13 protein-coding genes and 2 riboswitches are annotated in these 14395 nt (G+C 66.0%); of the genes, 5 read left to right on the top strand and 8 right to left on the bottom strand.

The genetic code is table 11. From position 1 onward, the window contains the following. Positions 1–34: 34 nt before the first annotated feature. A riboswitch (cobalamin riboswitch) is annotated at positions 35–230 on the bottom strand. Between the two features lie 91 nt (positions 231–321). The 5 genes from efeO (G4223_RS01560) to G4223_RS01540 form a co-directional block, all read right to left on the bottom strand. Continuing rightward, positions 322–1137 carry an iron uptake system protein EfeO gene (efeO, locus tag G4223_RS01560; RefSeq protein ID WP_163674091.1) on the bottom strand — a complete coding sequence of 272 codons (816 nt, stop codon included), beginning with the start codon at positions 1135–1137 and terminating at the stop codon, positions 322–324. 38 nt (positions 1138–1175) lie between these two features. Continuing rightward, positions 1176–2408, bottom strand: coding sequence for an iron uptake transporter deferrochelatase/peroxidase subunit (gene efeB / locus G4223_RS01555; RefSeq protein ID WP_163674089.1), 1233 nt, complete (start codon positions 2406–2408; stop codon positions 1176–1178). An 18-nt stretch (positions 2409–2426) separates the two neighbouring features. Further along, positions 2427–3590, bottom strand: a complete 1164-nt coding sequence (efeO, locus tag G4223_RS01550; protein ID WP_163674088.1) for an iron uptake system protein EfeO — start codon at positions 3588–3590, stop codon at positions 2427–2429. A gap of 239 nt (positions 3591–3829) precedes the next feature. Next, entirely contained in the window at positions 3830–4204 is a 375-nt protein-coding gene (locus G4223_RS01545) for a hypothetical protein (RefSeq protein WP_163674085.1), read from the bottom strand. 88 nt (positions 4205–4292) lie between these two features. Continuing rightward, positions 4293–4487: riboswitch (cobalamin riboswitch) on the bottom strand. After that, a complete protein-coding gene (locus tag G4223_RS01540; protein ID WP_163674083.1) occupies positions 4477–5904 on the bottom strand; it encodes a short-chain fatty acyl-CoA regulator family protein in 1428 nt (475 codons plus the stop codon). (Overlaps the previous riboswitch by 11 nt.) Before the next feature lie 118 nt (positions 5905–6022). Between G4223_RS01540 and G4223_RS01535 the strand changes: the two genes are divergently transcribed. The 4 genes from G4223_RS01535 to G4223_RS01520 are packed head-to-tail and all read left to right on the top strand — an operon-like array spanning position 6023 to position 10885. Further along, positions 6023–8101 carry a methylmalonyl-CoA mutase family protein gene (locus tag G4223_RS01535; RefSeq protein WP_163674081.1) on the top strand — a complete coding sequence of 693 codons (2079 nt, stop codon included), beginning with the start codon at positions 6023–6025 and terminating at the stop codon, positions 8099–8101. Then, the gene (scpA, locus tag G4223_RS01530; protein ID WP_163674079.1) at positions 8101–10296 is read left to right on the top strand and encodes a methylmalonyl-CoA mutase; all 2196 of its coding nucleotides are present in this window, start codon (positions 8101–8103) and stop codon (positions 10294–10296) included. Before G4223_RS01535 ends, scpA begins: the two co-directional genes overlap by 1 nt. Positions 10297–10308: 12 nt before the next feature. Continuing rightward, positions 10309–10506, top strand: a complete 198-nt coding sequence (locus G4223_RS01525; RefSeq protein WP_163674077.1) for a hypothetical protein — start codon at positions 10309–10311, stop codon at positions 10504–10506. A 4-nt stretch (positions 10507–10510) separates the two neighbouring features. Further along, complete coding sequence (locus G4223_RS01520; protein WP_163674076.1) at positions 10511–10885, top strand: RidA family protein; 375 nt, start codon at positions 10511–10513, stop codon at positions 10883–10885. Between the two features lie 4 nt (positions 10886–10889). On the opposite strand, the gene G4223_RS01515 is transcribed toward G4223_RS01520, so the two are convergent. Then, positions 10890–11795, bottom strand: coding sequence for a LysR family transcriptional regulator (locus G4223_RS01515; protein ID WP_163674074.1), 906 nt, complete (start codon positions 11793–11795; stop codon positions 10890–10892). 78 nt (positions 11796–11873) lie between these two features. On the opposite strand from G4223_RS01515, the gene aptA reads away from it, so the two are divergent. Then, positions 11874–13241, top strand: a complete 1368-nt coding sequence (gene aptA, locus G4223_RS01510) for an omega-aminotransferase AptA (RefSeq protein ID WP_277394998.1) — start codon at positions 11874–11876, stop codon at positions 13239–13241. 73 nt (positions 13242–13314) lie between these two features. Here the strand turns inward: aptA and purS are convergent, their stop codons facing one another. Both purS and purC read right to left on the bottom strand, forming a co-directional pair. Beyond that, positions 13315–13557, bottom strand: a complete 243-nt coding sequence (purS, locus tag G4223_RS01505) for a phosphoribosylformylglycinamidine synthase subunit PurS (protein ID WP_163674072.1) — start codon at positions 13555–13557, stop codon at positions 13315–13317. A gap of 22 nt (positions 13558–13579) precedes the next feature. After that, on the bottom strand, positions 13580–14344 hold the full coding sequence (gene purC / locus G4223_RS01500) for a phosphoribosylaminoimidazolesuccinocarboxamide synthase (protein ID WP_163674070.1): 765 nt from the start codon (positions 14342–14344) through the stop codon (positions 13580–13582). Between the last annotated feature and the right edge of the window lie 51 nt (positions 14345–14395).

The raw sequence follows: 14395 nt of genomic DNA, 5'->3' as shown, positions 1-14395 counted from the left end.
GCGGCAGGCGACCCACCGGGACACCCCGCCCGTGGACGACAAACAGGTCACGGCAGGTCTCCTGGCTCGCGGGTCGCGGCCCCTGTCCGCCTTCCCAGGGGGTTTCCCCAGTGGCATGATGGACAAAGGCTCGCCGCTGACAGTTGCGGGGGCAGCGCCGGTCTCGCACCGGCTTCCCTCTTAGCCCCGGATGTTGTGGTGTCCGGGGAACCGTAACGCAAGATAGGCTATGTCCTGGAATGGGGACGAGTCAAGGCGGGTTTGCAAAAAAGAAAAGCGCCGGCATGCGCGAAGGCATGCCGGCGCCGAAAGCAGATTTTATCAGTTCAGGCCCAAGGTGCCGCGCAGCTTGGACAGATCCTCGGCCAGGGCGGTGATCGGCCCCTGAAGGGCGGCGCGGTCGGCCTCGGTCAGCTTGTCGTAGGTCTGGAAGCCGCCATCCTTGGTGGCGTACTTGGCCAGCACCTTGTTGACGGTGGCCAGGTTGGCATCGACCTTGTCCAGCAGCGGCTTGTCGGTCTTGACCAGCATGGGACGCAACAGATCGACGATCTTGGCGCTGCCTTCGACGTTGGCGTGGAAGTCCCACAGGTCGGTGTGGCTGTAGCGGTCTTCCTCGCCCGAGATCTTGCTGGCGGCCACTTCCTCGATCAACAGGGCGGCGCCGCCGACCATCTTTTCGGGCGGCACGGCCAGGCCCTTGATGCGGCCCTGAAGGTCGGTGACGTCGGCCAGCAACTGGTCGGCCACCGCTTCCATGCCCTTGGTCGAGCCGGTCACCCACAGGGCGTGCTCAAGGCGATGGAAACCGGTGAAGCCAGGATCGGCCTCGGCCTTCTCGTGGTCGTCGGCGCGCGAGTCGATGCTGCCGTCCAGGTCGCCGAACAACTCGGCCACCGGCTCGATCCGTTCGTAATGGACGCGGGTGGGGGCGAACAGCGCCTTGGCCTTGGCGACGTCACCGGCCTTGACGGCGGCGGTGAAGGCCTTGGTCTTCTCGACCAGCGCCTTGGTTTCGACCGAGACGTAGATCTTGTACTCGGTCACCGCGCCGACCAGTTCGGGCGGCGGCGCCGCCATGGCCGGAGAAGCGAGAAAAAGGCCGGCGAGAACCGTGCTGACGGAAAGCATTTTCATCACGGGAAAGCTCCTGTGGTGGTGGGAAAGGGGCGCGGTCAGGCGGATTCCAGCAAGGCCTGGCCGAAATGGCTGGACGGGTCGGCGACACCGGGCAGGACGAAGAAATATCCGCCGCCGAACGGCTTGATGTATTCCTCGAACGGTTCGCCGTTCAGGCGGTTTTGGACATAGATGAAGCCGGCCTCCAGGTCGCGCTGGAAGCAGATGAAGGCCAGTCCCATGTCCAGTTGGCCCGATTTGGTGACGCCGCGCGAATAATTGAAGGCGCGGCGCAGGAGCAGGTGCTTGCGCGATTCGGGATCACGCGGGTTGGCCAGCCGCATGTGGGAATCGTGCGGGATGACCTTGCCCTCGGGATCGGCGGCGTAATCGGGAATCTCGTGTTCGGTCTTGCCGCCGATGGGGGCGCCGCTGTCGCGCTTGCGGCCGAAGATGGCTTCTTGTTCCTGAAGCGGGGTGCGGTCCCAGCGTTCGACGAAGTGACGCACCAGCCGCACCGCCTGATAGGAACCGCCGGCGGTCCACGCCGGCTCGTCGCCGCCGGGCTGGACCCACACCACCTCTTCCATCAGCTTGGCGTTGGTGGTGTCGGGATTGGCGGTGCCGTCCTTGAACCCGAACAGGTTGCGCGGCGTCTCGGCGGTGCCATCGGCCGGCTGGGCCGGCAGGAAGCCGTCGATCTTCCAGCGCAGCATCAGCAAATCGGGGGTGTGCTTGATGATGTCGCGCAAGGCGTGGATGCAGCCCGCCTGGGTGTCGGCGCAGATCTGCAACAGCACGTCGCCGTGGCACATGCCGGCCTCAAGCGCGTCGTTGGGAAAGCGGGTCATGGTGTGAAGACGCGCCGGCTTGAGCTTTTGCAGGCCGAAGCGGTCGTCGAACAGGCTTTCGCCGACCGCCACCGTCACCGTCAGGTTCTCGGGCACGATGGTCGGGCCCAGGATGCCGGAATCGGCGGGTGGAAAGCGCGGGTCGAAGGCCGGCGGCGTGCCGCCCGCCATCAGGAAGGCCGTCCGCTCGGTCAGCGTACGCATCAGCCGCTCCAACTCCTTGCGGTCGGGCGCCAGGACCGAGAACGAGGCCAGGATGCCGGCGGCGGGCGGCGCGTTGACGATGCCCATCTGGTGCACGCCGTGGAACGGCAGCACGTTTCCGGCCTTGGCGCCCGGCTGGGCGGTGGCGGCGCGGGGCAGGGTCGCGGCAAGCGGGACGGCGCCGGCGGTGACGGCGACGCCTTGCAACAGGGAACGGCGAGACAGGTTAAGCATGGCTGTTTCTTTGCTTCCTCAATCGAGACCAAGGGTGCCGCGCAGGCGCGACAAATCTTCCGCCAGGATGGTGACTGGGCCTTGCAGGGCCGCGCGGTCGGCGTCGGCCAGCTTGTCGTAGGTCTGGAAGCCGCCGTCCGGGGTGGCGTATCGGTCGAGAACGGCTTTGACGGCGGCCATGTTGGTGTCGATCCTGTCCACCAGCGGCGCGTCCAGCTTGACCAGCATGGGGCGCAACAGGTCGACCACCTTGGCCGCACCTTGCAGGTTGGCGGCGAAATCCCACAAATCGGTGCGGCTGTAGCGTTCTTCCTCGCCGGAAATCTTGGTGGCGGCCACTTCCTCCAGCAACAGGGCGGCGCCGCCGGCCATCTTGCCGGCCGGGATATCCAGGCTGCGCACGCGCGACTGAAGCTCGGCCACGTCGGTCAACAGCTTGTCGGCGACCGCTTCCATGTCCTTGGTGGAACCGTCCACCCACAAAGCGTGCTCTAGGCGGTGGAAGCCGGTGAAACCGGGATCGGTCTCGGCCTTTTCGTGGTCGTCGGCGCGCGAATCGATGGCGCCGTCCAGGTCCGAGAACAATTCGGCCACCGGTTCGATGCGTTCGTAATGGACACGGGCCGGCGCGTACAGGGCCTTGGCCTGGGTGACGTCGCCCGCCTTGACCGCCTCGACGAAGGCGGTGGTCTTGTCCATCAGTTCGCTGACTTCCTCGAACACGTAGAAACGGTATTCGGCCAGGGCGCCGATCATTTCGGCCGGGGTCGGCTTGGTTGGGGCGCCGCCGGGGGCGGCGGTGACTTCCAGTTTGCCGCGCAGGTCGGCGACGAACTTGGAGCGCGGGCTACACGTGATCTCGTAGGTGCCGGGCTCAAGCGTCACGGTCATGGTCTGGCTTTGGCCGGCGCGGATGTTCTCGCGCTCTTCGATCACCATGACGCCCTTGAGGATCTCCCACTCGATGGTGCGTGGCCCGACATTCTTGATCAGGAAGGTGTTGCGGCCGGCGGGGACGGTCAGGTTGGCGGGCTGGCAGGTCTTGCCGTCCAGGACCACGGTGGTCACCTGGTCCCGCTTCTGTTGGCGCTCGGCGGCGACGAACACGGCCACGCCGGCGGCGACGGTGAGACCGACGACGGACGTGGCCAGCAAAGCCTTTCTGATGAACGGCTGCGGCATGTCTCAAGCTTTCGAAGAAGGAAGGGAAAGGGCGGCGGCCCGCAAGGGGCGGCGTGCCGAGCCGATGGCGCGCGGCAGAGAGCGAAATTTAATATTGAGAAGCGTTATCATTCGCAATGAATGACGCCTCGTGTCCCATCTGTCAAGGCTAAGACTGAGGGAAAATGCGTAACGGGCTTCGCAACCCCGCGTGGGGGGAAGCCGAGAAATGGCGGGAAATGGCGGTTCCCGCCGCTTTGTTACGGGTCGCGGATGGTGCTGATGGCGGTGCGTAGCCCTAGCCGCAGGCGGGTGCGGTCGGCGCCGTCGGCGACCCAATGGTCGATGCCGCCGGTGTCGTACAGCACGAATTCGGCGATGCAGGGCTGGGCCGGCTGTCCGGCGCTTTCGCGCGCCATGTCGGTCAACGAGCGGGCGATGTCGCGCAACAGGTCGGCGGCCGAGGCCAATTCGGCGGCGTCCAGCGTGCGGCCGCCGGTATGCATCTTCCAGCCGTCGGCGCGGGCTTCCAGCAAAAAGGGCGCCATGGCTTGCGGGCCCTTCGGCATCGGGCGGGCGGTGAAATTCAGGCGGACGACGTTGTCCGTGGGGTCTTGGTCGGCGGGAACCGGCATGCGCACCTCTTTGCAGACGAAAGGCGGGCATCCGAGCAGGCGGGTCCCTTTGGGACACGCTCACCCCACCGGGACACCCCGCCCGACGACGTTGACAAGGGTTGCGGCAGGTCTCCTGGCTCGCGGGTCGTGGCCTTGGTCCGGCCTTCCCGGAGCTTGCCCCAGTGGCCATGGTGGACGGCGGCTCGCCGCTGACAGTTGCGGGGGCAGCGCCGGTTTCGCACCGGCTTCCCTCTTAGCTCCGGGTATTGGGTTCCCGAAGACCGTAACCGCTAGGGACGGTAGGAGGGGGCGGGCGGGGTGTCAAGCCCGGCGGCGGCATAGGGTTCGAAACGGCTGCGGTTCTCGTCCACCGCCAGCGGGCGGCCGATGGCGGGAAAGGCGCGTTGCGGACACGACGCGCGTTCGCACACCCGACAGCCGCCGCCGATGGGGGTGGCGGCGCTGGGGTCGGTCAGGTCCAGCCCCTTGGAATAGACCAGGCGGTGGGCGTGGCGGATGTCGCAGCCCAGGCCGATGGCGAAATCCTTGCCCGGTGCCCCCCAGCCGCCGGAACGGTGCGACACCGTGCGCGCCACCCACAGATAGGTGCGGTCGTCGGGCATGCGCGCCACCTGGGTCAGGATGCGGCCGGGATTGGCGAAGGCTTCATAGACGTTCCACAAGGGACAGGTGCCGCCGCCGCGCGAAAAGTGGAAATCTGTGGCCGATTGCCGTTTCGAGATGTTGCCGGCCCGGTCGACGCGGACAAAAAAGAACGGCACCCCCTGGGAGCGCGGCCGTTGCAGGGTGGACAGGCGATGGCAAACCGTCTCGAAGCCGACGCCGAAGCGCCGGCCCAACAGGTCGATGTCGTAATTCAGTTCCTCGGCCGAGGCCAGGAACAGGCTGTACGGCAGCACCAGCGCGCCGGCGAAATAATTGGCCAGTCCGATGCGGGCCAGGGCGCGGGCCTCGGGGCCGGTGAAGTTGCCGGCCCGCGTCAGTTCGTCCAGGCGGGCGCCCACGCTCAGGAAGGCCAGTTGCGTCGCCATCTGGAACGCCTGTTGTCCGGGCGAGCGGTTGGCCGGCAGGATCAGTACGCGGGAGGCGCGGTCGAAGCGGCGGTGGTCGGCGCCGTCGTGATGGCGGATGGCGATGCCGTGCACTTCGGCCAGCACCCGTTCCAGGTCGCGTTCCATGTTGCCGGCGCTCAGGCCGTGGCGCTGGAACAGGTGTTCCGCCGCTTCGTCCAGTTCGGCGATGTGGTTGCGGCGGTCATAAAAGAAATTGCGCACTTCCTCGTGCGGCATCAGCGCCGTCATGGATTGGCCACGTTGCTCCAGTCCGGCGGCCAAGGCCTCGGATTTCTCCAGGGTCTGGCGATACCGCCGGTGCAGATTCAGTACGGCGCGGCCGAGCATGGGCATGGTGGTGGCAAGCTGGCGGATTTCCGCCTGGGCCACGCCGTCGCCGATCTCCGCCAGGGCGTCGCGCAACTCGCCGGCCAGTCGTGCCTCGGCGTCTTCGTCCAGCGGAATGCTGGTGCCGAACATCTCGCGGATCTTGTCCACCACCGTCTGGGTCAAGGGCCGCTGGTCGTGTTCGAGCTGGTTGACGTAGGTGGTCGACAACCCCAGCGCACGAGCCAGCGCCGCCTGGGTCAGGCGCTGTTCCTCGCGCAGACGGCGAAGGCGTATGCCGGCAAAGACCTTTTTCATCCGCAAAATCCGCAAAATGGTGTTGTCTCTGTTGCAAGAATTAGCCCTTTTGCGGGTGTCGTGTCCACATGTCTTGCGTATCTTGCGAATAACACATCCCGCCCAAGAGGAGGCGTCCATGAGCGAGCCGGCCCTGTCCCTGGCATCGGATTTTCCCACGCCCACGCGCGAGCAATGGCTGGCGGCGGTGGACAAGGCGCTGAAGGGGGCGCCGTTCGACAAGAAGCTGGTGACGCCGCTCTATGAAGGCATCGCCGTGCAGCCGCTCTATACCCGCGCCGACAGCCCGGTTGAGAACGGTCTGCCGGGGTTGGCGCCCTATACGCGCGGCGCGGTGGCGGCCGGGGCCGGACCGGATGGCTGGGCCATCCGCACCGAACACGACACTCCCGACCTGCAAGCGCTCAACGACGCCGTGCTGACCGACTTGATGCGTGGGGCCACGGCGTTGACGATCCGTTTCGACGCCGCCGTCCACAACGGGTTGGACGGTGACGACGTCCGTGCCGAGGATCTGGCCGGCAGGGGCGGCGCCATGATCTATTCGGTGGACGACCTCGACCATGCGCTGCGCGGCGTGTTGCTGGACCTGGCGCCGGTGTCGCTCGAGGCTGGCGCCCAGGCCGAGGCCGCCGCCGCCGTGCTGGCGGCGCTGTGGCGCAATCGTGGTGTGGCGCCGGATCAGGCAAGCGGCGCCTTCAACGCCGATCCGCTGGGGGTGCTGGCGTCCGAGGGCAAGCTTCCCCAGACCCTGGATACAGCGCTGTCGCGTCTGGCGGGCCTTGCCGCCTGGACTGCCGCCAACTGGCCCAATGTCACGGCGGTCGGCGTGGACACCAGCGTCCATTATGACGCCGGCGCCACCGAGGCCCAGGATCTGGCCGCCGCCTTGGCCACCGGCCTGACCTATCTGCGGGCCATGATCGACGGCGGGCTTGGGATCGACGACGCCTGCCGCCAGATGGCTTTCACCTTTTCGGTCGGCTGCGACCAGTTCCTGTCCATCGCCAAGCTGCGTGCCGCCCGTCTGTTGTGGGCGCGACTGACCGAAGCCTGCGGCGCCACGCCACCGGCGCGGGCCATGCATATCCATGCCCGCACCGCCCGACGCATCCTGTCGCGCCGCGACCCCTGGGTGAACATGCTGCGGACCACGGTGGCCGCCTTCGCCGCCGGGATCGGCGGTGCCAACAGCGTGGCGGTGGCGCCGTTCGACGCGGCCTTGGGGCCGTCGGACGATTTCGCCCGGCGCATCGCCCGCAACAGCCAAATTCTGTTGCAGGAAGAATCTTCGCTGTCAAAGGTGGCCGACCCGGCCGGCGGCTCGTGGTACGTCGAGACGCTGACCCGGCAACTGGCCGATGCCGCCTGGGCGCTGTTCCAGGACATTGAAGGACGTGGCGGCATGGCCACCGTGCTGCTGGACGGGTCGTGGGCCGAACAACTGGCGGCATCGTGGGCGGCGCGGGAAAGGAACATCGCGAAACGCAAGGATTCGCTGACCGGCATCAACGAATTCCCCAACATCCTGGAGCAAGCGGTGGAGCGGCCGGCACCGGATTTCGCCACCTTGCGCATGCAGGCCTCGGTGCGGCTGGCGCCGGCGCGCATCGAGGTCCAGGCGTTGCGTGCCGACACCATGGACGATCTGGTGGATGCCGCCGAACTGGGTGTCAGTCTCGGCCGTATGGCCGCCCTTCTGGCCGATGGAACCGGCTGTTCCGTCTCCTCCTTGCCCCGTCACCGCCATGCCGAAAGCTTCGAGGCGCTACGCGATGCCGCCGACGCCCACAAGGCGGCCACGGGCGCGTGGCCCTCGGTCTTCCTGGCCAATTTGGGCCGGGTGGCGCAACACACCGCCCGTGCCACCTATGCCAAGAATTTCTTCGAGGCGGGCGGCATCCAGGCCTTGGGAAATTCCGGGTTCAAGGACGCGGGAAGCTGCGTCCAGGCGTTCAAGGACAGCGGCGCCCGCATCGCCGTGCTGTGCGGCGGCGATGCTCAATACGAGGAGCATGCGGAAGCCTTCGCCCGCGCGCTGAAGGCCGCCGGGGTGAAGACCTTGTTCCTGGCGGGCAATCCCGGCGACAAGCGCGAAATCTATGCGGCGGCGGGTGTCGATAGTTTCATCTCGGTGGGCTGCGACGTGCTCGCCATCCTGCGTTCCACCCTGGCCGATCTGGGAGTCGCCCTGTGATGTCCACGTTCCCCGATTTCACCAAGATCGCGCTGGGCAGCGATACCGACAGCGATTTCCAGGCGTGGCGCACCCGCTTCCTGGCCGAAACCGGGAAGATGCCGGAAGAGGCGTTGTGGCAGACGCCGGAATTGCTGGACGTCAAGCCGCTGTACACCGCTGCCGATCTGGCCGGGCTGGACCATTTGGACACCCTGCCGGGGCTGGCGCCGTTCCTGCGCGGGCCGTATCCCACCATGTATGTGAACCAGCCGTGGACGGTGCGGCAATATGCCGGTTTCTCCACCGCCGAGGAATCCAACGCCTTCTATCGCCGCAATCTGGCGGCGGGGCAAAAGGGCCTGTCGGTGGCCTTCGACCTTGCCACCCATCGCGGCTACGATTCCGATCATCCGCGCGTGCCCGGCGACGTCGGCATGGCGGGCGTCGCCATCGATTCCATCCTGGATATGAAGGTGCTGTTCGACGGCATCCCGCTGGACCAGATGTCGGTGTCCATGACCATGAACGGCGCCGTGCTGCCGGTGCTGGCGGGTTATATCGTCGCCGCCGAGGAACAGGGCGTTTCCGCCGACAAGCTGTCGGGGACCATCCAGAACGACATCCTCAAGGAGTTCATGGTCCGCAACACCTATATCTATCCGCCCAAGCCCAGCATGCGCATCATTTCGGACATCTTCGCCTATACGGCGCAGCACATGCCGAAATTCAACTCCATCTCCATTTCCGGCTATCACCTGCAAGAGGCCGGGGCCACCGCCGATCTGGAACTGGCCTATACCCTGGCCGACGGCGTCGAATACGCCCGCGCCGGCATGGCCACCGGCATGAGCATCGACCAGTTCGCGCCGCGTCTGTCGTTCTTCTGGGCCATCGGCATGAACTTCTTCATGGAGGTGGCCAAGATGCGCGCCGGGCGCATGCTGTGGGCCAAGCTGATGAAGCAGTTCGACCCGAAAAGCGACAAGTCGCTGAGTTTGCGCACCCATTCCCAGACCTCGGGCTGGAGCCTGACGGCGCAGGACGTGTTCAACAACGTGACCCGCACCTGTATCGAGGCCATGGCCTCGACCCAGGGCCATACCCAATCCTTGCACACCAACGCGCTCGACGAGGCGCTGGCCCTGCCCACCGATTTCTCGGCCCGCATCGCCCGCAACACCCAGCTTTTCCTGCAACAGGAAAGCGGCACCTGCCGGGTGATCGATCCGTGGGGCGGGTCGTATTACGTGGAGCGGCTGACCCGCGATCTGGCGGCCCGTGCCTGGGAGCACATCCAGGAAGTGGAGCAGAAGGGCGGCATGGCCAAGGCCATCGAAACCGGCATTCCCAAGATGCGTATCGAGGAAGCCGCCGCCCGCACCCAGGCCCGCATCGATTCCGGGCGCCAGACGGTGGTCGGTGTCAACAAGTACCAACTGGATGAAGCCGAGAGCATCGACGTGCTCAAGGTGGACAACACCAGCGTCCGCGCCAAGCAGATCGCTCAGCTTGAGAAATTGCGGGCCGAGCGCGACGGCGTGCGGTGCCAGCAAACGCTCGACGCCCTGACCAACGCCGCGCAAAGCGGTTCCGGCAATCTGCTGGGGCTGGCGGTGGAGGCCATCCGGGCGCGGGCCAGCGTCGGCGAAATCTCGCTGGCCCTGGAAAAGGTTTATGGCCGCCACAAGGCGGAAATCCGCACCATCAGCGGCGTCTATGCCGGCGAGGCGGCGCGGTCGTCGGACAAGGTCGCCAAGGTTCAGGCCCAGATCGAGGATTTCCGCGCCCGCGACGGCCGTCGTCCGCGCATCATGGTCGCCAAGATGGGCCAGGACGGCCACGACCGCGGGCAAAAGGTCATCGCCACCGCCTTCGCCGATTTGGGCTTCGACGTGGACGTCGGGCCGCTGTTCCAAACCCCGGCGGAAGCCGCGCGCCAAGCGGTGGAGAACGACTGCCACATCATCGGCGCCAGCTCGCTGGCCGCCGGCCACCTGACCCTGGTGCCGCAGCTCAAGGAGGAACTGAGGAAGCTGGGGGCCGAGGACATGATGATCGTGGTCGGCGGCGTCATCCCGCCCCAGGATTGGGACGAACTCTATGCCGCCGGCGCCACCGCCATCTTCCCGCCCGGCACGGTGATCAGCGAGGCGGCGGAAAAGCTGTTGGACAAGTTGAACGAGCGTTTCGGCTACGGCCCCAAGGCGGCCTGAGGGAGACAAACCATGGACGACATTCCGATGATTCCCGGCGCCGGTTGCTGCCCTCTGCCCGAAGGGTGGCTGGAGCGGGGGCCGGAACAGGTGCCCGGACCCGCCCTCGAACCGACGAAGACGGAACCGGCGGCGCGCTTCACTTTGGTCCTTGGGCGTTCTAGTGTGGGCGCACCCCGTCCCGCAACGTTCCAGCGCAAGGAAGCGTGATCCCATGAAGACCGTGCACAGCGACAAGGCTCCCGCCGCCATCGGCCCCTATAGCCAGGGGATCGCCACCGATGGCTGGTTCTACAGCTCGGGCCAGATTCCGCTGGGGCTGGACGGTCAGATCGTGGGAACCGGCATCGAGGAACAGGCGGAACAGGTGTTCGCCAATTTGCGTGCCGTGCTGGCGGCGGCCGGCTCCTCCCTGGGCAAGGTGGTCAAGGCCACGGTGTTCCTCAAGGACCTTGAAGATTTCGCCAAGTTGAACGGCATCTACGAGAAAGCCTTCGGCGACCACAAGCCGGCCCGGTCGTGCGTCCAGGTGGCGCGCCTGCCGCGCGACGTGTTGCTGGAGATCGAGGTGGTCGCCCGCGTGGGATAGGGGATTATTTCCCCTGGCGTAACAGGTCCATGAAGGTTTCCTGCACCAAATTGGGCCGGCCGTTTCGCGCGGTGACGGCGCGGTATTCTACGCTTTGAGCAAAGCGGCCGGGGGCCAGTGCCCGCATCTGGCCGCGTTCCACCCATTGCCGGGCGTAATGGGTGGGCAGGAAGCCGATGTAGCAATCGGTCAGGATCAGGAAGGCCACGCCCTCGCGGTCGGTGGCGGTGGCGGTCACCCGCAACGGTGCCGTTTCGGCCGCCGTCAGGGTGGCCGGCGCCACCGCGTCGGCGTCGGCGACGGTCGCGTCGTCCAGAAACTGGTCGTCACGGCCGAATAGCGGGTGCCCGGCGGCGCAATAAAGCGCGCTTTCCTCGTCATAAAGGGCCAGGGTGTCCAGGCCCGGCAACGGCCGGCGAACCGGCGTCACTCCCACATGCAACTGGCCATCCAGCACGCCGCGTTCGATCTCGTTGGGCGGGATCATGCGGATGTTGATCCGCACCTCGGGGCCACGCCGTTTGAGGGCGCGCAACGCCTGGGTTACCCGCATGCGCGGCGACGTCACCAGATTGTCGGTGATGCCGATGTTCAACTCGCCACGGAGACGGGAATGCAGGACGTTGATCTCGGCCCGGAAGCTTTCCGTCGCCGACAACAGGCGGCCGCTGGCTTCGTGCACCGCGCGGCCTTCGTCGGTCAGCCGGAAGCCGGCGCGTCCGCGTTGGCACAATTTCAGCCCCAGCCGCCGTTCCAGGTCGGCCATGTGTTGGCTGATGGCGGCACGCGAGATGTTCAACTCGATCTCGGCGGCGGTGAACCCGCCGCATTCCACCACCTTGTGGAACACCCGCAACAGCCGCAAATCGGTGTCGCCGAGCGACGGCAGGGGGCGGTGTGAGAGCGACATGGTTAAGCAAACTTCTCACTAAGCTAAAGAGAGTTTGGATTTATCGGGTGTAATCCCCCGCCCATGGTGGCGTCAACCATGCCCATCATGTCGGGAGAAACCAGGATGGCCTTTGATCCCCAGGCGGCGGCGGGGCTGACCCGCGCGCAAATGGACGCCTATTGGATGCCTTTCACCGCCAACCGCGAGTTCAAGGACAACCCGCGCATGGTGGTGGGCGCCGAAGGGTGCCATTTCATCGACGCCAGGGGGCGCAAGGTGTTCGACAGTCTGTCGGGGTTGTGGTGCACCGGTTTCGGTCACGGTCGTCGCGAAATCGCCGACGCCGTCGCCCGTCAGGTCGCCACCTTGGACTATGCCCCCAATTTCCAGTTCGGTCACCCGCTGGCCTTCCTGCTGGCCGACAAGCTGGCGGGCATGGCGCCCAAGGGGCTTGACCATGTGTTCTTCACCAATTCCGGTTCGGAATCGGCCGATACCGCGCTCAAGATGGCGCGGGGCTATTGGCGGCAGAAGGGCATGCCCGGCAAGACCAGGCTGATCGGCCGGGCCAAGGGCTATCACGGCGTCAATTACGGCGGTCTCAGCGTCGGCGGCATCGTCGGCAACCGCAAGATTTTCGGAACCATGGGCGATGTCGATCATCTGCCCCACACCTTGTTGCCGGAAAACGCCTTCACCAAGGGCCAGCCGGAACACGGCGCTCATCTGGCCGACGTGCTGGAGGATCTGGTTGCCCTGCACGACGCTTCGAACATCGCCGCGGTCATCGTCGAGCCGTTCTCGGGCTCGGCCGGCATGGTGGTGCCGCCCAAGGGATACCTGCAACGGCTGCGTGCCCTGTGCGACAAGCACGGCATCTTGTTGATCTTCGACGAGGTCATCAGCGGCTTCGGCCGTACCGGGGCGGCGTTCGCCGCCGATTGTTTCGGCGTGGTTCCCGACATCATGACGGTGGCCAAGGCGTTGACCAACGGCACCGTACCCATGGGGGCGGTGCTGGCGACAGCGGAGATCCACGACACCTTCATGGCCGCCGGCGGTCCCGATCATCAGGTCGAGTTCGCCCATGGCTACACCTATTCCGGCCATCCGCTGGCCTGTGCCGCCGGTCTTGCGGCGCTTGACCTGTTCGAGCGCGAGAAGCTGGCGGCCCGCGCCGCCGAATTGGCCCCTTATTTCGAGACGGTGCTGCACGGCCTCAAGGGGCTGAGGCATGTGGCCGACATCCGCAATTTCGGCTTGGCCGGCGCCGTGCAGATCGAGGCGGCGCCGGGCGAGCCGGCGCGGCGGCCGTGGCAGATCGCGTTGAAATGCTGGGATGCCGGCTATTATGTCCGTTACGGCGGCGACACCCTTCAGTTCGGCCCGCCTCTGGTCGCGGAAAAATCCGATCTCGACGGATTGATGAACGCGGTGGCCGACGCCATCCTCTCCCTGGAATAGTCGTCTTTGCCCGAAACGAAGAAAAGGCCGGGGGGCTTTTGCCCTCCCGGCCTTTTTCGGCACCGTCGTCCGCTCAGTCGGTCAGATCGATGGTGTAGTTCTCGATGACCGTGTTGGCCAGCAGGTTCTTGCACATCTGCTCGACCGCCTCGCGGGCCTTGGCCGGGTCGGTCTCGGTCAGGTCCAGTTCGATGAACTTGCCCTGGCGCACATCGTTGACGCCAGAGAAGCCGAGCGAGCCCAGCGCGTGCTGAACCGCCTTGCCCTGGGGGTCGAGGACGCCGTTCTTGAGGGTGATGTGAACTTTCGCCTTCACGTCTTCTTCCTTCCCTGCGGCGTTATTGCATGGTCGCGGGACCCTTGAGGTCCCTTGGGCCGCCCTCGGGCAGGATGCCGAGGCGGCGGGCCACTTCCTGATAGGCTTCCTCGACGTTGCCGAGGTCGCGGCGGAAACGGTCCTTGTCCATCTTCTCGCCGGTCTTGAGGTCCCACAGGCGGCAATTATCGGGGCTGATCTCGTCGGCCAGCACGATCTGCATGTCGTCGCCGTTGTACAGACGGCCGAACTCCAGCTTGAAGTCGACGACGCGGATGCCGATGCCCAGGAACAACCCGACCAGGAAGTCGTTGACCCGAAGCGCCAGCGACATGATCTCGTCCAGGTCCTGGGTGGTGGCCCAGCCGAAGGCGGTGATGTGCTCTTCCGACACCATGGGGTCGCCGAGCGCGTCGGACTTGAAATAATACTCGACGATCGAGCGCGGCAGCGGGGTGCCTTCCGACAGGCCGAAGCGCTGGGCCAGCGAACCGGCCGAGATGTTGCGCACCACCACTTCCAGCGGGATGATCTCGACCTCGCGCACCAACTGCTCACGCATGTTGAGGCGGCGCACGAAATGGGTCGGGATGCCGATCTCGCCCAGCTTCAGCATCAGGTATTCGCTGATGCGGTTGTTGAGCACGCCCTTGCCGGTGATGGTGCCCTTTTTCTTGTTGTTGAAGGCGGTGGCGTCGTCCTTGAAGTACTGGACCAGGGTGCCGGGCTCGGGGCCTTCGAAAAGGACCTTGGCCTTGCCTTCGTAAATCTGTCTGCGTCGGGCCATGGAAAACATCCGGTATTAGGAGCGCGGGGCTTGGGTCTCGCGCGGGGAAAA

The sequence above is a fragment of the Magnetospirillum aberrantis SpK genome (assembly GCF_011022235.1).
In the GTDB taxonomy this organism is placed as follows: domain Bacteria; phylum Pseudomonadota; class Alphaproteobacteria; order Rhodospirillales; family Magnetospirillaceae; genus Magnetospirillum; species Magnetospirillum aberrantis.
This window is presented reverse-complemented; position numbering and strand designations above follow the sequence as displayed.